Source organism: Micromonospora sp. NPDC047467 (assembly GCF_040643095.1).
GTDB lineage: Bacteria > Actinomycetota > Actinomycetes > Mycobacteriales > Micromonosporaceae > Micromonospora.
Map to the genome: position 1 here is coordinate 234,402 of NZ_JBEYTO010000005.1, position 18,029 is coordinate 252,430.

Consider the following 18,029-nt stretch of genomic DNA (forward strand, 5'->3'; position numbering starts at 1 on the left):
GTGACTGAGGTCAACCTAGCTGGATTCCCACTCTCGGCATCCGCCACCTACAGTTTGTAAGTCACCTGGCGTACAAACATGGTCTGGAGCATGCATGGATACCGAAGCCGTGATCGAGGCTGCCGACGTGATCGACGGCCGCCCGCCCGGCGCGGACCGCAAGGAACAGATCATCCGAATGGTTGCCCTGTTCGTGATGCCGTTCCTCATGGTCACGATGATGTTCGCGACCTACATGGCGACCATGCACTCACCGCACCCCCGGGACATGCCGGTCGCGGTCGTCGGCAGCGGCGCGACGGCGCAGGCGATCGTCGACGGGCTCAACGCCGCTCCGGGTGACACCACCGAGGCCACGCTCGTGGCCACCCGGGACGACGCGGTCGACCTGCTGCACGACCAGGAAGCCGCCGGCGCGCTCATCCTGCCCTCCGAGGGCAGCACCAGCGCGACCATCCTCACCGCCTCGGCGGCCGGCGCCTCGCAGGGCGCCACCGTCCAGCAGTTGCTCGCGCCCGTGACCGTCGAGAACAACTGGCAGGCCACCACCGAGGACGTGGCACCGCTACCCGACGGTGACCGCGCCGGCATCGTGGTCCTGTTCGCCGCCATGGGCATGATGCTGGCCGGCTACGTGCCGCTGAGCATGATGGTGATGGGCACTCCCCACCTGCTGCGGCTGCGGCGGTTCCTGCCCGTGCTGGCCGGCTGGTCCGCGGCCACCAGCTCGATCATCTGGCTCATCCTCGGGCCCATCGTGGGGGCCGTCGAGGGCCACTACCTCACCTTCCTCGGCGTCGGCATGCTCGCCACCGCAGCCGTCGGCATGGCCCAGTTGCTGTTCTCCAAGCTGGTCGGGCCCCTCGCGGTGCTCCCCGGCATGCTGCTCTGGGTCGTGTTCGGCATGCCCGCGTCGAACCTGGCGCTGTCCGTGCACAACATGCCCGGGTTCTTCCAGTTCCTGCACGGCGTGCTCCCGCTCCCGGCGGCCGGCGAGGCGCTGCGCTCGGTCCTCTACTTCGACGGCACCGGCCTGGGTGGCCACCTGATCGTCCTGGGCGTGTGGATCATCGCTGCCCTCGCGCTCTGCCTGCTCAAGGAGCGCAGCGCGACCGGGGACGTCATCCCCGGCGTCCCGCCGATCTCCGACCCCGACGCCAAGGCTCCCGCCCTCGCCGGCGGCCCGCCGCGCTCCAAGCGGTTCCGGTACGTCGCCGCGGCCGCCTTCCCGCTGGCCATCCTCGTGGCCGTCGTGGGCGCCATGGGCTTCTCCATGCACAAGCCGCAGCCGCACGACATCCCGGTCGTCGTGGTCGCCGCGCTGCCCGAGGTGGCCCAGCAGACCGCCGACGGCCTCAACACCCAGCTCGACGGCATCCTCGACGTCACCGTCGCGAACACCGCTGAGGAGGCCACCGAGCAGATTCGCGCCCGCGACGTGGTCGCCGCCTTCGTCCTGCCGTCGGCACCGGACGCCCCGGCGACGCTGTACTCGGCCTCCGCGGCCAACCCGAGCCAGCAGTCCACGATCCGCGCGATCTTCGAGCCGATCGCCGCCGCCCAGGAGCTTCCGCTCACGCTGACCGACGTGCAGCCCTTGAGCGAGAACGACACCGGCGGCAGCAACAGCATGTACGTCGGCATGTCCTGGATCATGGCCGGCTTCCTGTTCCTGGCCGTCCTGCGCGGCGGTGCCCCGCACGTGCGCCGCCTGCCGCAGTTCCTGCCGCTCCTGGGCGGCTGGGCGATCGGCATGTCCGTCTGGCTGTGGTTCCTCTTCGACGTCCTCATCGGCGCGATCAGTGGCAACGCCCTGGAGATGATCGCGTACGGCGCCCTGACCATCTTCTCGGTCGCCCTGGCCACCGGAGTGCTCACCCGCACCGTCGGCCTGGCCGGGATCATCCCGATGATGGTGGTGCTGATGATGGCCGGCGTGCCCGCCTCCGGCGGTGGCCTGTCGGTCTACATGGTCCCCGAAGTGTTCCGCCCCCTCCAGGACATGCTGCCGCTGCCGGCGGCGGTCGACATCGCCCGCTCGCTGCGCTACTTCGACGGTGTCGGCGTCGGGCAGAACCTGCTGGTCATCGCCATCTGGGGTGCCGTGGGACTGGTCCTGAACCTGCTGATCGATCAGTGGCTCAAGCGCCGCGAGCGTCGCTCGGGTGCCGACGACCCGGACGCTGGCTCGGCTCCGGAGGTGCCCTCGAAGCTGGTGCCCGTCGAGGTGCACTGAGCGACGACAGTCCACCGCCGACCCGCCCGGGTCGGCGGTGGACTGCTCGATCTCGTCAGGCGGGGTTGTACTCGACAGCGACGTCGAGCACCCACGTGATGCCGAACGGGTCGGTGAGCATGCCGTAGAGGGGTGCCCAGCCGGCCGGTGCGAGGTCCACCACGACGGTCGAGCCCTCGCTGAGCTTCTTCCAGTAGCCGGTGATCTCGTCGGCGTCCCTGCCCCGGACCGAGACGAAGAACGGGCTCTCACCCTGGCTCCACGGCCGCGCCGCCGGCACGTCGTACGCCATGATCTGGAAGCCCTCGGGGGAGGTGACCTGGCCCCACATGATCTGGTCGGCCTCGTCCGGGTTCTGCACGTTGTGGGCCTCGGCGTAGGTCACCGCGACCAGGTCCCCGCCGAACACGGACCGGTAGAACTCGAGAGCGGCCCGCGCGTTGCCCCGAAGGTTGATGTGCGCGACGGTGGTGATGCTCATTGCTGCTCCTCGTGTTACGGATGATCCGCGGCTGTTGCCCCGGCGCGGGACAGACAGTGGCAGGGGTAGCGGTCAGGTTGTGGCCGCTACTTGGGGAAGAATCTGGTTCATGCCCACCACCTCGGCGAGACTGCTGGCGCTGCTCTCTCTCCTTCAGGCACGGCGTGACTGGCCGGGCGGCCTGCTCGCCGAGAGGTTGAACATCAGTCCGCGTACGGTGCGGCGCGACGTCGACCGGCTGCGCGAGCTCGGCTACCCGATCCGGGCCTTCAAAGGACCCGACGGCGGCTATCGGCTCGACGCCGGAGCCCAGATGCCGCCGCTACTGTTCGACGACGAGCAGGCGGTTGCCATCGCCGTCGCACTCCAGGTGGTCTCGGCCTCCGGGGCGGACGTCCAGGAGGGCGCGGAACGAGCGCTGAACACCATGCGGCAGGTCATGCCCAGCCGACTGCGGCACCGCATCGACACCCTCCAGGTCACTGCCGTCGACCAGCCCACCACCCGCCCGGGATCCTGGGTCGACAGCACCGTCCTGACAGCCATCGGCGCGGCCGTCCACGCCCACGACGTTCTCCGCTTCGACTACGTCGCGGCGACCGCCGAGACGGACGCGCCGCCGCGCCGGGTGGAGCCCCACCACCTCGTCACCTGGAAGGGACGCTGGTATCTGGTCGGCTGGGACCTCGACCGCGACGACTGGCGGATCTTCCGCTGCGACCGGATCAGCCCGCGTACCCCCACCGGACCACGCTTCACCCCACGGCAGCTGCCCACGGCAGACGTGGCCACGTTCGTCACCGGCCGCTTCCGGGGTTCCGCGGACAGTTCGGAGTGGCCCTGCGTCGGCGAGGTCATCCTCGACCTTCCCGCCACAGTCGTCGCCGCGTACACCCGCGACGGGATCGTCGAGGAACTCGGCGCCGACCGTTGCAAGCTCGTCCAGGGCTCCTGGTCCTGGACGGGTCTGGCAGCAGCCCTCGGCAGGTTCGACACCGGCATCGAGGTGATCAGGCCCGCGGAGCTCAAGGCCGCCTTCGCGGGGCTCGCCCGCCGCTATGCCGACGCGGCAGGATGACGCCACGGCGTCGCGCAGGGTTTCCTACCAGCGGAAACGCAAAACCGGGCGCGGGGAGCCGACATGCTCCTGCGCCCGGCGAGGTCATTCTTGGTGCCCCCGGCAGGATTCGAACCTGCGCCCCCGCCTCCGGAGGGCGGTGCTCTATCCCCTGAGCTACGGGGGCTCAGCGACTGGAGAAGACTAGCAAACCTGCTGCGCGAACGCCGAATCGGTATCGGGTGAGCCGATCGTGTCGGAGACCGGCTCACCCGGGTGCTCAGGCCGCCGCGATCGCCCGACCGCAGCTGGGCAGCGGGTGCAGGACGATCCGTCGGGGCAGGCGGCGCGGCCACTCGTTGCGCGGCCAGGAGCCGTCGACGATCAGGTGCACTGTGCGCTGCTCCTCGCCGCTGAGCCGCAGCACGAAGTCGCGGGGGAGTGGCGGGTCGACCGTCGGTGTGGTGATCATGAACCGCACCCGGCCTCGGGACGAGACGGCGGAGATCACGTCGGCGGCCGGCATGGTGCCGCGCAGTCGCACCCGGCCGATCCAGTAGACCTCCGCCAGGTGCTCCTGGGCCGCCCGGGTGATCGCCGGGTATTCGCTGCGGACCCACCGCTCGACCGCGCTGACGCATAGCCCGCAGGCCCGCTCGCGCGGTTCCCGCGGACCCAACCCCCAGGCTCGCAGGTACGCCCCGACGGCGCCCGCGTCCAGCGGCAGGTCGAACCGGCGCTGGATGAGCGTGGTGAGGCTCTGCCGCGTCCACAGCTCCTCATCCAGGCCGAACTCGTCGGGGTGGACGCCCCGCAGCGCGTCGATCAGTTCGAGTTCCTGTTCGCGGCTGAGCATTCCCGGCTCGCCCTGCCGCTGTCCGCGACGGACGGCTGCCACCGCCCCGTCACCGCCGATGGTGTGGCGTCGGCACCAACTGGTGACCGAACGCCGTGCGTCTCTGAGTGCAACCCCCACGTCTTTGGCAACGAGCCCGAATCGCAACTGGTCACGATATGTGGGGAGAAAACTCTCTAAGCAACGTAATAGGTTGGACCGCTCCAATCGACCAAACCGGTCGCTAGGCGACAAACGTCTACAAGTCGCCCTGCCGGTACGCGCCGCAGCGGGCCGGCGTAGTCGCTGCGACGGGTCGACCAAGCCTCGACGCAGTGGCCAGCCCTTGACCACTCCAGGTCGCCGATGTGGGGGCATCCACCCGCAGGGATACCCCCATGTCGCCGATCTGGAGTGGATCAAGGGCTGCCGTCTGCCGCGCGCAGCGCCCGACATGGCGCGGGCCCGCGGCCACCGCCGACGTGCGGCGGGGACGCGGGCCCGATGTGCCCGTGCGGAGGGTCAGCCCTTGGCCTGCGTCTGGAGCTGCCGGAGGTTGTTCAACTCGGTCTGCTGGGTGGCCTTCATGGTCTGCGCCACCCGCACCACCTCGTCGTTGTCGGTCTCGCCGAGCACCGCGTCGATCATGTGGATCCCGCCCAGGTGATGGTTGATCATCAGGGTCAGGAACTGCCGGTCGACCTCGATGCCCTGGGCGTCGCGCAGCGCCGTCATCTCCTGCGGGGTGGCCATCCCCGGCATCAGCCCGTCCTTGACGGTCGCCCCGTCGGACATCCAGGCCATCGGCGGTTGCGACCCGGTCGGGCTGAGGCCCCACTCCCGCAGCCAGGTCTGCATGGCGCCGATCTCGCCCTGCTGCCCGGTGGCGATGTCCACGGCCATCTGCCGCACCGCGGGCATCGTCGCCGACCGGTAGGCGGTGAGGCTCATCTCCACCGCCTGGGTGTGGTGCGTCGTCATGTCCCGCGCGAAGCCCGCCTCGACCGAGGTGTCGCCGGGGCGGGTGAGCTGCGGGGTGAGCAGGCCGCCGGCGTACCCGAGCAGCAGGCCCACCACCACCATGATGGCGAGCGCCGGGACGCCGTAGCGACGTGCCGGCCCCCGGCCGTCCTCGTCGGGGTCGGCCGGTGCCGCGTTGTGCTCGCTGTCGGTGGTGGCGGGGGCAGTCATTCGCCGTCCTTACTGGGTGGGCGTCTGGGCCTGGAGGTCACGCGGCGTGGTGCCGGTGGCCGTCACACCCTGGTTGCACAGTGCGGTCGGACCCTCGATGGAGGCGTTCACCCGCAGGGCCTTGATGAACTCGTCGATCCGCCCGTCGTCGGCGTTGTCGACCTTGAGCTGGTAGCCCCACGCCTGGAGGGAGATCGGCTTGTCCAGGCCCTCGAACGGGCTCAGCATCATCTTTTCGACGCCGCGCACCTTGCCGGCGAGCTTGTCGACCTGGTCCTGCGGCAGGTTCGGCTGGTAGGTGATCCAGACGGCGCCGTGCTCCATGCTGTGCACCGCGTGCTCGCTGGCGATCGGGGCGTCGTACACGTCGCCCATGCAGTTCTGCCAGGTGGCGTTGTGCACCCCGCCCACCGGCGGCGAGTAGTTCCAGGTCAGCGGGCCGGACTTGTGCGACTCGTACTTCAGGCTGTCCGGGTCGGACTTGCGGATGTTGACGATGCCGTCGATGGCGTTGGCCCGCTTGTCCCACGGCTTGGCGCCCTGGAACGACGCCCAGGCGCCGTACCCGATGATGCCGGCCGCCAGCACGCCCACGGCGACGAAGAGCGCGATCGGGCCCCAGGCCCGACCCTGGCTCACCTTGACCGGGGTGACCGGCTTGCGGGGGCCCTTGCCGCCTGCCCGCGGGCTGCCTGCAGGCTTGCCGGTCGGCTTGCTGGAGCCGGCCTTGGCGCCGGACGCAGGCCGGCCCGCAGCCGGCTTCTTGCCGGTGCTGACCACGGTCGGGCGGCGCTCAGGGCCGCCCGGGGTGCTGATGCTCATCGTGCCTCGTCAGGTCGGTCGGTCAGGGGAGATGGCGGGCCGATGACGCGCAGGGTTGCCGCCGAGTGCCCGAGTCTACCCCCGATAACATGGGGGAGTGACTCCTGCAGAACTCGCCTCGGTCGTCCTCACCGCCGCCCACGCCGTCTTCGACGAGCGTGGCCTGGACCACGCCGCGCTGCCGGAGCGCACGGTGGTGGAGCGACCGCGCAACCCCGAGCACGGCGACTACGCGTCGACGCTCGCTCTGCAGTTGAGCAAGAAGGTGGGCGTCCCGCCGCGGGATCTGGCCGCCGCCCTAGCCGACCAACTGGGTCGGGCATCCGGCATCAAGTCGGTGGAAATCGCCGGGCCGGGCTTCCTCAACATCCGGCTCGACGCCGCCGCCGCCGGCCAGCTCGCCCGGCTGATCGTCGAGGCCGGCGCGGAGTACGGCCGCAGCGACCGGCTCGCCGGCGAGAAGATCAATCTGGAGTTCGTGTCGGCCAACCCGACGGGCCCGGTGCACATCGGCGGCGTCCGCTGGGCGGCCGTCGGTGACGCGCTCAGTCGGCTGCTGCGGGCCGCCGGTGCCGAGGTGGGCACGGAGTACTACTTCAACGACGCCGGCTCCCAGATCGACCGGTTCGCCCGCTCGCTGCTCGCCGCGGCGAAGGGCGAGCCCGCACCGGAGGACGGCTACGGCGGGGCGTACATCGCCGAGATCGCGGCCGAGGTGCAGGCCCGGCGGCCCGACGTGCTGACCCTGGACGACGACGCCGCCCAGGAGGTGTTCCGGGTCGAGGGCGTCGCGCTGATGTTCGACGAGATCCGCTCCACGCTGCGCGACTTCGGGGTGGAGTTCGACACCTACTTCAACGAGAAGGACCTGCACGACCGGGGTGAGCTGGATCTCGCGCTGGTCCGGCTGCGCGAGCAGGGTCGGGTCTACGAGTCCGACGGCGCCACCTGGCTGCGGACCACCGACTTCGGCGACGACAAGGACCGGGTGCTGCGCAAGTCCAACGGCGAGTGGACGTACTTCGCCGCGGACTGCGCCTACTACCTCGACAAGCGGGAGCGCGGCTTCGAGCGGGTCGTGATCATGCTGGGCGCCGACCACCACGGCTACGTCGGGCGGATGAAGGCGATGGCGGCCTGCTTCGGCGACGACCCGGAGCGCAACCTGGAGATCCTCATCGGGCAGCTGGTCAACCTGCTGCGCGACGGCGCCCCGTTGCGGATGAGCAAGCGGGCCGGCACGGTCATCACGCTGGAGGACCTGGTCGACGCGATCGGCGTGGACGCCTCCCGGTACGCCCTGGCCCGCTACTCCAGCGACTCGCCGATCGACATCGACATCGAGCTGTGGACGCGGGCGAGCCGCGACAACCCGGTCTACTACGTGCAGTACGTGGCGGCCCGGACGGCCAGCGTGGCCCGGCACGCCGCCGAGGTCGGCCTCACCCGGGGCGAGGGCGAGGCGTTCCGCCCCGACCTGCTCGGCCACGAGAAGGAGAACGAGCTGCTCAAGGCGCTCGCCGAGTTCCCCGCCGTGGTCGCCTCCGCCGCCGAGCTGCGCGAGCCGCACCGGATCGCCCGCTACCTCGAGGAGCGCGTCGCGCAGGCGTACCACCGCTTCTACGACGAGCCGGCCTGCCGGATCCTCCCGCGCGGCGACGAGCCGGTCTCCGACGCCAAGCGGGCCCGGCTCTGGCTCAACGACGCCACCCGCACCGTGATCGCCAACGGCCTGCACCTGCTCGGCGTCTCCGCACCCGAGAGGATGTGACATGAGGGCTCACGAGGCTGGTGCGCTGCACGGCGACATCGGCAGCCGGGGGCCGGCGTGGCTGCGTACCCCGGAGGACGTCAACGCCCTGATGCCGGCGCTGTGGCCGCGCAGCGTGACGCGCGGCGCCGACGGCGCGGTCGCCGTCGCGGGCCTGAGCGTCCGCGACATCGCGGCCGAGTTCGGCACCCCGGTGTACGTCCTCGACGAGGCCGACCTGCGCTCGCGCTGCCGGGACTTCCGGGCGGCCTTCCCGAAGGAGGACGTCTACTACGCCGGCAAGGCGTTCCTCTGCCGGGCGGTGGTCCGGATGATCGCCGAGGAGGGGCTGTACCTCGACGTCTGCACCGGCGGCGAGCTGGCCACGGCGCTCTCGGCGGGGATGCCGCCGGAGCGGATCGGCTTCCACGGCAACAACAAGTCGGTGGCCGAGCTGAGTCGGGCGCTGGACGCGGGTGTGGGCCGGATCATCCTCGACTCGTTCACCGAGATCGACCGGCTCACCGCGCTGGCCCGTGAGCGGGGCGTCCGGCCCGGGGTGCTGATCCGGGTCACCGTGGGTGTCGAGGCACACACCCACGAGTTCATCGCCACCGCGCACGAGGACCAGAAGTTCGGCTTCTCGCTGGCCGGCGGCGCCGCCGCCGAGGCCGCGTTCAGGGTCCTCGACGAGGGCGTGCTGGAGCTGCGCGGGTTGCACTCGCACATCGGCTCGCAGATCTTCGACGCGAGCGGCTTCGAGGTGTCCGCCCGGCGGGTGCTCGGCCTACAGGCGCAGATCCGCGACGCGCGTGGGGTGGAGCTGCCCGAGCTGGACCTGGGCGGCGGTTTCGGTATCGCGTACACCACCCAGGACGACCCGGCCACTCCGCAGGACCTGGCCAAGCGGCTGCGCAAGATCGTCGACTCGGAGTGCGCGGCGGAGAGCCTGGCCGTGCCCCGGCTGTCGATCGAGCCCGGCCGGGCCATCGTCGGGCCGGCCGTGTTCACCCTCTACGAGGTCGGCACGGTCAAGGACCTCGACGGCATCCGGACGTACGTCAGCGTCGACGGCGGGATGAGCGACAACATCCGCACGGCGCTCTACGACGCGTCCTACTCGGCGACGTTGGCCTCCCGGGCATCGACCGCGCAGCCCCTGCTCGCCCGCGTGGTGGGAAAGCATTGTGAGTCCGGGGACATCGTGGTGAAGGATGAATTCCTGCCCGCCGACGTGCAGCCCGGAGATCTTGTCGCAGTGCCCGGCACCGGCGCCTACTGCCGGAGCATGGCCAGCAACTACAACCACGTGCCCCGACCAGCGGTCGTCGCGGTACGTGACGGTCAGGCGCGTCTGATCGTCCGGCGGGAAACGGAAGAGGACCTGCTCGCATTGGATGTTGGATGACGTCACCTGTGCGTTTGGCTCTGCTCGGCTGCGGCACGGTCGGTCAGGAGGTGGTCCGGCTGCTGCACGAGCAGTCGGCCGACCTGACTGCCCGGATCGGCGCTCCGCTGGAGATCGCCGGCATCGCCGTGCGCCGGCTCGGCCGCGACCGCGGTGACCTGCCGGTCGATGAGTCCCTGTTCACCACCGACGCGCTCGGCCTGGTCAAGCGCGACGACGTGGACGTGGTGGTCGAGGTGGTCGGTGGCATCGAGCCGGCCCGAACCTGGCTGGTCGAGGCGCTGCGCGCGGGCAAGAGCGTGGTCACCGCCAACAAGGCGTTGCTCGCCGAGGACGGCGTGGCCCTGCACGAGGCGGCCGCCGACGGCGGCGGCGACCTCTACTACGAGGCGTCCGTCGCCGGGGCCATCCCGCTGCTGCGCCCGCTGCGGGAGTCGCTGCACGGCGACCGGATCAACCGGGTCACCGGCATCGTCAACGGCACCACCAACTTCATCCTCTCCGCGATGGACGCCACCGGCGCAGGCTTCGCCGAGGCGCTCGAAGAGGCAACCGAACTGGGGTACGCGGAGGCCGACCCGACCGCCGACGTGGAGGGCTTCGACGCGGCGGCCAAGGCGGCGATCCTCGCCTCGCTGGCGTTCCACACCCGGGTCGGCGCCGCCGACGTGCACCGCGAGGGCATCACCGAGGTGACCGCCGCCGACATGGCCAGCGCCCAGGCGATGGGCTGCACGATCAAGCTGCTCTGCATCGCGGCCCGGGGCGTCGACACGGCCGGCCGCGAGACGGTCAGCGTCCGGGTGCACCCGGCGATGATCCCCCGCAGCCACCCACTGGCCAGCGTCGGTGACGCCTTCAACGCTGTCTTCGTGGAGGCCGACGCGGCCGGGCAGTTGATGTTCTACGGCCGGGGCGCGGGTGGCGCGCCGACCGCCAGCGCCGTGCTCGGCGACGTGGTGGCGGTCTCCCGCAACCGGCTCGCCGGAGTCCGCGCGGCCAGCGAGAGCGCGTACGCGGCCCTGGCGGTCCGGCCGATGGGCGAGGCGCTGACCCGCTACCACATCAGCCTGGACGTGGCCGACCGTCCGGGTGTGCTGGCCGCGGTGGCCGGTGTGTTCGCCCGGCACGACGTGTCGATTTCGACGGTGCGGCAGGGTTCCGCGGGCGGAGCGCCCGGCCGGGACGGCGACGCCGAACTGGTCATCGTCACGCACGTCGCGCCGGACGCCGCGCTCGCCGCGACCGTGGGTGAACTGCGTGGCCTGGACATCGTGCGATCGGTCACCAGTGTGTTGCGGGTCGAGGGCGGGGCCTGAATCGTTGCACCGGTCGTGGGGCGCTCGCTCGTCCCGCCAGGTGGGTAACCCGGGGTGTGCCACCGGACGCTCCGACAGGCTGGTCCAGGGTGACCGTGTGCGCAGGTCGGCGCGAGGGTCAGAGGCGAGGAGAGCGACATGTGGCGGGGTTTGATCGAGGCGTACCGGGATCGGCTGCCGGTCACCGCGGCCACGCCCGTCGTCACGTTGCACGAGGGGAACACCCCGCTGCTGCCGGCGCCGGTGCTGTCGGCGCGGCTCGGCTGCGACGTGTACCTCAAGGTGGAGGGCGCCAACCCGACCGGCTCCTTCAAGGACCGGGGGATGACCGTCGCGGTGTCCAAGGCGGTCGAGGCCGGTAACAAGGCGATCATCTGCGCCTCCACCGGTAACACCAGCGCGTCCGCCGCGGCGTACGCGGCCCGTGCCGGGCTGACCTGCGCGGTGCTGGTGCCGCAGGGCAAGATCGCGCTGGGCAAGCTGGCCCAGGCGCTGGTGCACGGGGCGAAGCTGCTCCAGGTGAACGGCAACTTCGACGACTGCCTGGCGCTCGCCGCCAAGCTGGCCCAGGACCACCCGGTCGCGCTGGTCAACTCGGTCAACATCGACCGGTTGCAGGGCCAGAAGACCGCCGCCTTCGAGATCGTCGAGGCGCTCGGCGACGCGCCCGACATCCACTGCCTGCCGGTCGGCAACGCCGGCAACATCTCCGCCTACTGGATGGGTTACTCGGAGGAGCACGCCGCCGGCACCACCACCCGCGCACCGAAGATGTACGGCTTCCAGGCCTCCGGGGCGGCCCCGATCGTGACCGGTCAGGTGGTGCCGGAGCCGTCGACCATCGCCACCGCGATCCGGATCGGCAACCCGGCGAGCTGGACCAAGGCCCTCGACGCCCGGGACGCCTCCGGTGGTCTGATCGCCGCGGTGACCGACCGGGAGATCCTCTCCGCGTACCGGCTGCTCGCCCGCGAGGTCGGGGTCTTCGTGGAGCTGGGCAGCGCGGCCAGCGTGGCCGGCCTGCTCCAACAGGCTGCGGCGGGTGCGGTGCCGGCCGGGTCGACGGTCGTCTGCACGGTGACCGGTCACGGCCTGAAGGATCCGGAGTGGGCGATCTCCACGGCGCCGTCCCCGCTGACCATCGCGAACGACCCGCTGGCGGCGGCACGCGCCCTCGACCTGGCATAAGGCGGTAACCACCCGGCCGGGTGGGCGGCGGGGGGCGGCGTCCCGCCGCCGCCGACGAGCGGGCGTGGGGGCGGCGGGGGTCGGCGTGATCGAGTCCGGCACACTCTCGGATATCCCCGCCCGTAATCTCGTTCAGGAGTGAACCAGGCCGATGTCGCTGCTCGCCAGATTCAGCCTCGCCAACCGAGGGCTCGTCGCCCTCATCGCGGTGGTGATCACGGCGTTCGGAGCGTTCGCCGTGCCGTCGTTGAAGCAGCAACTGCTGCCATCACTGGAGTTCCCGGGCGCGTTCATCGTGGCCGCCTACCCCGGCGCCGGACCCGAGATCGTCGAGTCGCAGGTGACCGAACCGATCGAGAACGCCCTGCAGGGCATCCCCGGTCTGGACAAGATCAGCTCCACGTCCCGTGAGGGATCGGCGACCGTCCAGGTCCAGTACGAGTTCGGCACGGACCTGGACAACGCGGTCAACAAGATGCAGACCGCGCTGAGCCGGATCGACGCCCAACTGCCGGAGAACGTCGACCCGCAGGTCATCGCGGGCGGCACCGACGACCTGCCGGCAATGGTGCTGGCCGCTGCCGGCACCGGTGACGAACGGGCCCTGGCCGAGAAGCTGCGCTCGGCGGTGGTGCCGGAGCTGGAGAGCATCGACGGGGTACGCGCGGTCGAGGTGACCGGGGCCCGCGACGACGTCGTGGTGGTCACCCCGGACCAGGCCAAGCTGGCCGCGGCGAAGCTCCCGCCGACCGCGATCGGCTCGGCGCTCAAGACCAACGGCGTGTCGATGCCGGCCGGTGCGGTCGCCGAGGGCGGCCTGACCCTCCCGGTGCAGGTCGGTACGCCGATCGCCACCATGGACGACCTGCGCGGCATCGTGGTCGCGCCCGGCGCGGTCCCGGTCCGTCTCGGTGACGTGGCGACCGTCGAGCAGACACTCGCCCCGATCACCGCCATCACCCGGACCAACGGCAAGGAAAGCCTCGGCATCATGGTCACCGCCGCGCCGGACGGCAACGCGGTGGAGATTTCGCACGAGATCCGGGACCGGCTGGCCGACCTCAAGGACGCCTCCGGCGCGGAGCTGACCGTGGTCTTCGACCAGGCGCCGTTCGTCGAGAAGTCGATCGAGGCGTTGACCACCGAAGGTCTGCTGGGCCTGGTGATGGCGGTCATCGTCATCCTGGTCTTCCTGCTGTCGGTGCGCTCGACCGTGGTCACCGCGGTCTCCATCCCGCTCTCCGTGCTGGTGGCGCTGCTCGCCCTGTGGATCGGCGACTACTCGCTCAACCTGCTCACCCTCGGCGCGTTGACCATCGCGGTGGGCCGGGTGGTGGACGACTCGATCGTGGTGCTGGAGAACATCAAACGGCATCTGGAGTACGGCGAGGAGAAGCAGCACGCCATCATCACCGGCGTCCGTGAGGTGGCCGGCGCGGTGACCGCGTCCACCCTCACGACGGTGGCGGTGTTCGCGCCGATCGCGCTTGTCGGTGGGTTCGTCGGGCAGCTCTTCGCACCGTTCGCGATCACCGTGACGGTGGCCCTGCTCGCCTCGCTGCTGGTCTCGCTGACCGTGATCCCGGTGCTGGCGTACTGGTTCCTCAAGCCGCGTGGCGGCACGGTCGACGACGAGGCGGTGCGGCGCGGCGCGGAGGAGAAGGAGCTGCGCAATCCGTTGCAGCGGGCGTACCTGCCGGTGATCGGCTTCGCCACCCGCGAGCGGTCGACCCGCTGGATCACGGTCGGGGTCGGCCTGCTGGTGCTCTTCGGCACCTTCGGGCTGGCGCAGAAGCTGGAGACCAACTTCCTGGACGACTCCGGTCAGGACACGCTGAGCTTCCGCCAGGAGTTGCCGGCGGGCACCGGTCTCGTCGCCACCGACGAGGCGGCCAGGCGGGTCGAGGCGGTGCTCGGGCGTATCGACGGGGTCGAGACGTACCAGGTGACCGCGGGCGGCGGGGACAACCCGTTCGCGGGCGGCGGCGGCAACAACGTCGCGACCTGGTCGCTGGCGCTCGACGGTGACACCGATGCCAAGCAGATGCGTACGACGTTGCGCGAGGAGTTCGACAAGCTCGGCATCGACAAGGAGCAGATCACCTTCGGTGGCGGGCAGGACGCCTCGACCAGTCAGCTGGAGGTGATCGTCCAGGGCAGCGACCCGGAGGTGCTGACCCGCGCCGCCGAGGCCGCCCGGACGGCGATGGCCGGGGTGCCGGGCGTCGAGGACGTGTCCACCAGCCTCGCTGAGCGGGTGCCGCGGGTCGACGTGACAGTCGACCGGGTCGCCGCCGGCCGGGTCGGGCTCACCGAGGCAGCGGTGGGTCAGCTCGTGTCGCAGGCGTTCCGTGGCGCTCCGCTGGGGCAGGTCTCGCTCGACGGCCGTCAGCAGAACGTGGTGCTGCGGTTGAGCGCGACGGCGCCGGTGTCGCTGGAGGAGCTGCGCGCCCTTCCGGTCGGCCCGGTGAAGTTGGACGACATCGCGGACATCACGCAGGCCGAGGGGCCGCAGCAGGTCACCCGGATCGACGGTGAGCGCAGCGTCTCGGTGACGGGCACGGCGACCGGCTCGAACCTGGGCGCGACCAGCCAGGAGCTGCAGAAGCGGCTGGACGCCATCAACGTGCCGGGTGCGACCTTCGCCATCGGTGGGGTCAGCGCCGACCAGGCGGACGCCTTCGCCGACCTGGGGCTGGCCGTGCTGGCCGCCATCGCGATCGTGTTCCTGATCATGGTGGCCACGTTCCGTAGCCTCACCCAGGCGTTGATCCTGCTGATCTCGATCCCGTTCGCGGCGACCGGCGCGATCGGCCTGCTGCTGATCACCGGGACGCCGATGGGCGTGCCGGCCCTGATCGGTGTGCTGATGCTCGTCGGCATCGTGGTGACAAACGCGATCGTGCTGCTCGATCTGATCAACCAGTACCGGGCGCAGGGCATGGGCGTCCAGGAGGCGGTGGTCGAGGGCGGCCGGCGTCGACTGCGCCCGATCCTGATGACCGCGATCGCGACCATCTTCGCGCTGTTGCCGATGGCGCTCGGGTTGACCGGCGAGGGTGGCTTCATCTCCCAGCCGCTGGCGGTGGTGGTGATCGGTGGCCTGCTCAGCTCGACGCTGTTGACGCTGATCCTGGTGCCGACGCTCTACACGATGGTGGAGCACACCAAGGGGTCGCTGCGGGATCGGCGTCGCGCTCGGCGTTCCGGGGACGCGGCCGTGCCCGAGCCGACCGGGTCGGAGACCGCGGGGCCGTCCAGTCCGAACCAGGTGGCGGTGCCCGCCGCCGCATCGGCGTCGAGCTCCGGGTCCGCGTCGGCCACGGCGGAGGGCTCGCAGCCGGCCGCGCGACCCTCCGGTGCGCTGGTGGACGGCACGGACCAGTTCGAGGTGCTGCGGCTGCCCCGCAGCCGCACCTCGCCGCTGCCCCCGTCGGAGCCGACCGAGTAGTCGACCCGGCAACACCACGGCGCCCCCGGCAGGCCTCGACCTGCCGGGGGCGGTCCCGTTCGCGGGCGCCGACACTCCGATCGAACAACCGGCCTGCACTTTATGTCACCTCTTGCATACTTCTGGTAGGCATTCGAGGGTGCGAGCGGAGCGGGGCGGCAGATGAGCGAGGGCGCGCGGGGGTGGTCCCGTCGCGACCTGCTGCGCCGGGGCGGGCTGCTGGCAGGCGGGGCCGCCGTCGGCGCGGGAGCGTCCGAGGCGTGGCGGGTCGATCGCCGCGGGCTGCCGCTCGGCGATGGCCCGGCCGGCGCCACGGTCGGTAACAGGCAGCAGGACGTCGGCAGCGGAACGCTCACGGCCGTCTGGTCGGTGGCGACCGAGAGGCGACTGGTGGCGCTCACCTTCGACGACGGACCATCTCCACAGTGGACGCCAATGGTGTTGGACGCTCTGGCCCGGCACCAGGTGCCCGCCACGTTCTTCCTGGTCGGCGTGCAGGTCAGACAACACGCCCACCTCCTGCGCGACCGACTCGCCGAGCACGAGGTGGGCAACCACAGTTGGGCGCACCACGACCTCGCCCGGATGGACGCCGGCGAGGCGTACGACGACCTGAGCCGCAGCCACGACACCATCGCCGACCTGATCGGAACGCCGCCCCGGCTGATCCGCCCGCCGTACGGCCACCTGGGCGGCGCGGTGCTGCACGCGGCGGCCCGGCTGAGCTGCCGCCTGGTCCTCTGGTCACTGCAGATGGTGGAACGGGAATTTCCCGATGACCCGACCGGGCACGCCCGCCGGATCGTGGCCGACGTCCGGCCGGGAACGATCCTGCTCGGGCACGACGTGGGGGCACGGCGGCGCCTGGTCGCGCTGCACGGCCTCCCTGACATGATCACCGGGTTGCGGGCCCAGGGTTACACCTTCGTGACCGTATCGACACTCCTCGCAACCGGAGTAGGCCCCGCATTGACCGGGTAGGGTCCCGCTCCGTGGCGACCACCCTCTCCGTCCTCACCGGCAATCGGAGCTTCCGCAACCTCTTCCTGGCCGAGCTGGTGGTCTTCGGCGCCGACTGGTTCGTCATGGTGCCGCTGCTGGTGCTGCTGCCCCAGTTGACCGGCAGCGGAGTCTGGGGCGCGCTGGTGCTGGCGGTGGACACCGGCATCGTGGCGCTCCTGCTGCCGTACACCGGCACGGTCGCCGACCGGTTCGACCGGCGGAAGATCATGATCGCCGCGAACGTGGCCGCCCTGGTGGGCGTACTGCTGCTGCTCGGCGTCCGCAGCGCCGGCACGGCGTGGCTGGCGCTGGTGGCGATCGGCGTGGTCGCCGTGGCCAAGGCCTTCTACTCACCGGCCGCCCAGGCCGCGCTGCCCAACGTGCTCCAGCCGCACGAACTGGCCGCCGGCAACGCGGTGGCGGGCTCGGCCTGGGGCACCATGACGGTGGTCGGCGCCTCACTCGGCGGCGTACTCAGCTCGGCCACCGGCCCGTACGTCTGCTTCTGGGTGGCGGGGGTGGGCCTGGTGCTGGCCGCGGGCCTGGCCACGCGGATCCGCCGGCCGTTGCAGGCGGCCCGCGACCCGGAACTGCCGGCCCAGCGGACCTGGTCGGCGGTCCGCGAGGCGCTCGGCTACATCGGGCACCGGCCCCGCGTGCTGGCGCTGGTCACGGTCAAGTCGGCGGTCGGCCTGGGCAACGGGGTGCTGACGGTGTTCCCGCTGCTCGCCAGCGTGTACGGGGCCGGTCCGCTCGGCGCCGGCCTGCTCTTCGCGGTACGCGGGGCCGGGGCGTTGGTGGGGCCGATCCTGATGCGCAGGGTGCTGACCAACCGCTCCTGGCTGCTGCCCGGGCTCGCGTTGTCCATGTCGCTCTATGGCCTGTCCTACCTGGGCACGTCGGTGGTCCGCTGGTTCCCGTTGGTGCTGCTGCTGGTCTTCGTGGCGCACTTCGCGGGCGGCAGCAACTGGGTGATGTCGAACTTCGCCCTCCAGGGCGAGGTGCCGGACCGGTTGCGCGGGCGCGTCTTCGCCACCGACATGATGCTCGCGACGCTGGCCATCTCGGTGAGCCAACTGGCGGTGGCCCTGGTGGTGGACGTGGTGGACGAACGGGTGGTGCTGGCGGGCTGTGGGCTGGTCACCCTCGTGTACGCGATCGGCTGGCGGATCGCCACCCGCCGGCTGTCGCTCACCGACCCGGTTACCGAGCCGGTTCCGAACCCGACCGGTTGACCTGGCGGTCCCATGCTGCGGGCAGCGGACCGGAACGTCGGTGCGGACCCCTAG

13 protein-coding genes and 1 tRNA gene are annotated in these 18,029 nt (G+C 71.1%); 9 read left to right on the top strand and 5 right to left on the bottom strand.

The annotated features are described in order from the left end of the window. Nucleotides 1-94: 94 nt before the first annotated feature. The gene (locus tag ABZ780_RS16545; RefSeq protein ID WP_357007673.1) at nucleotides 95-2,236 is read left to right on the top strand and encodes an ABC transporter permease; all 2,142 of its coding nucleotides are present in this window, start codon (nucleotides 95-97) and stop codon (nucleotides 2,234-2,236) included. 55 nt (nucleotides 2,237-2,291) lie between these two features. On the opposite strand, the gene ABZ780_RS16550 is transcribed toward ABZ780_RS16545, so the two are convergent. Further along, nucleotides 2,292-2,717: a VOC family protein gene (locus tag ABZ780_RS16550; protein ID WP_357007675.1), complete on the bottom strand. Its 426-nt coding sequence runs from the start codon at nucleotides 2,715-2,717 to the stop codon at nucleotides 2,292-2,294. Nucleotides 2,718-2,826: 109 nt separating this feature from the next. Between ABZ780_RS16550 and ABZ780_RS16555 the strand changes: the two genes are divergently transcribed. Then, entirely contained in the window at nucleotides 2,827-3,795 is a 969-nt protein-coding gene (locus ABZ780_RS16555; RefSeq protein WP_357007677.1) for a WYL domain-containing protein, read from the top strand. A 91-nt stretch (nucleotides 3,796-3,886) separates the two neighbouring features. On the opposite strand, the gene ABZ780_RS16560 is transcribed toward ABZ780_RS16555, so the two are convergent. The 4 genes from ABZ780_RS16560 to ABZ780_RS16575 all read right to left on the bottom strand — a co-directional run bounded on the left by ABZ780_RS16560 (nucleotide 3,887) and on the right by ABZ780_RS16575 (nucleotide 6,622). Beyond that, a tRNA-Arg gene (locus ABZ780_RS16560) sits at nucleotides 3,887-3,961 on the bottom strand. A gap of 93 nt (nucleotides 3,962-4,054) precedes the next feature. Beyond that, complete coding sequence (locus tag ABZ780_RS16565) at nucleotides 4,055-4,750, bottom strand: winged helix-turn-helix domain-containing protein (protein ID WP_357007679.1); 696 nt, start codon at nucleotides 4,748-4,750, stop codon at nucleotides 4,055-4,057. A gap of 381 nt (nucleotides 4,751-5,131) precedes the next feature. Continuing rightward, a complete protein-coding gene (locus ABZ780_RS16570; protein WP_357007682.1) occupies nucleotides 5,132-5,800 on the bottom strand; it encodes a DUF305 domain-containing protein in 669 nt (222 codons plus the stop codon). A gap of 9 nt (nucleotides 5,801-5,809) precedes the next feature. Continuing rightward, entirely contained in the window at nucleotides 5,810-6,622 is an 813-nt protein-coding gene (locus ABZ780_RS16575; RefSeq protein WP_357007685.1) for a DUF3105 domain-containing protein, read from the bottom strand. Nucleotides 6,623-6,719: 97 nt separating this feature from the next. On the opposite strand from ABZ780_RS16575, the gene argS reads away from it, so the two are divergent. From argS to ABZ780_RS16610, 7 genes are all read left to right on the top strand, one after another. Beyond that, a complete protein-coding gene (argS, locus tag ABZ780_RS16580; RefSeq protein WP_357007688.1) occupies nucleotides 6,720-8,393 on the top strand; it encodes an arginine--tRNA ligase in 1,674 nt (557 codons plus the stop codon). A 1-nt stretch (nucleotide 8,394) separates the two neighbouring features. Continuing rightward, nucleotides 8,395-9,780: a diaminopimelate decarboxylase gene (gene lysA, locus ABZ780_RS16585; RefSeq protein WP_357007690.1), complete on the top strand. Its 1,386-nt coding sequence runs from the start codon at nucleotides 8,395-8,397 to the stop codon at nucleotides 9,778-9,780. Nucleotides 9,781-9,788: 8 nt separating this feature from the next. Beyond that, nucleotides 9,789-11,099 (top strand): homoserine dehydrogenase, encoded by a 1,311-nt coding sequence (locus ABZ780_RS16590; protein ID WP_357008221.1) that lies wholly within the window; start codon nucleotides 9,789-9,791, stop codon nucleotides 11,097-11,099. Nucleotides 11,100-11,237: 138 nt separating this feature from the next. After that, a complete protein-coding gene (thrC, locus tag ABZ780_RS16595; protein WP_357007693.1) occupies nucleotides 11,238-12,287 on the top strand; it encodes a threonine synthase in 1,050 nt (349 codons plus the stop codon). A 151-nt stretch (nucleotides 12,288-12,438) separates the two neighbouring features. Further along, nucleotides 12,439-15,738 carry an efflux RND transporter permease subunit gene (locus tag ABZ780_RS16600; RefSeq protein ID WP_357007696.1) on the top strand — a complete coding sequence of 1,100 codons (3,300 nt, stop codon included), beginning with the start codon at nucleotides 12,439-12,441 and terminating at the stop codon, nucleotides 15,736-15,738. A gap of 162 nt (nucleotides 15,739-15,900) precedes the next feature. Next, nucleotides 15,901-16,719, top strand: a complete 819-nt coding sequence (locus ABZ780_RS16605) for a polysaccharide deacetylase family protein (protein ID WP_357007699.1) — start codon at nucleotides 15,901-15,903, stop codon at nucleotides 16,717-16,719. Between the two features lie 11 nt (nucleotides 16,720-16,730). Beyond that, the gene (locus ABZ780_RS16610; protein WP_357007702.1) at nucleotides 16,731-17,975 is read left to right on the top strand and encodes an MFS transporter; all 1,245 of its coding nucleotides are present in this window, start codon (nucleotides 16,731-16,733) and stop codon (nucleotides 17,973-17,975) included. Nucleotides 17,976-18,029: the final 54 nt, after the last annotated feature.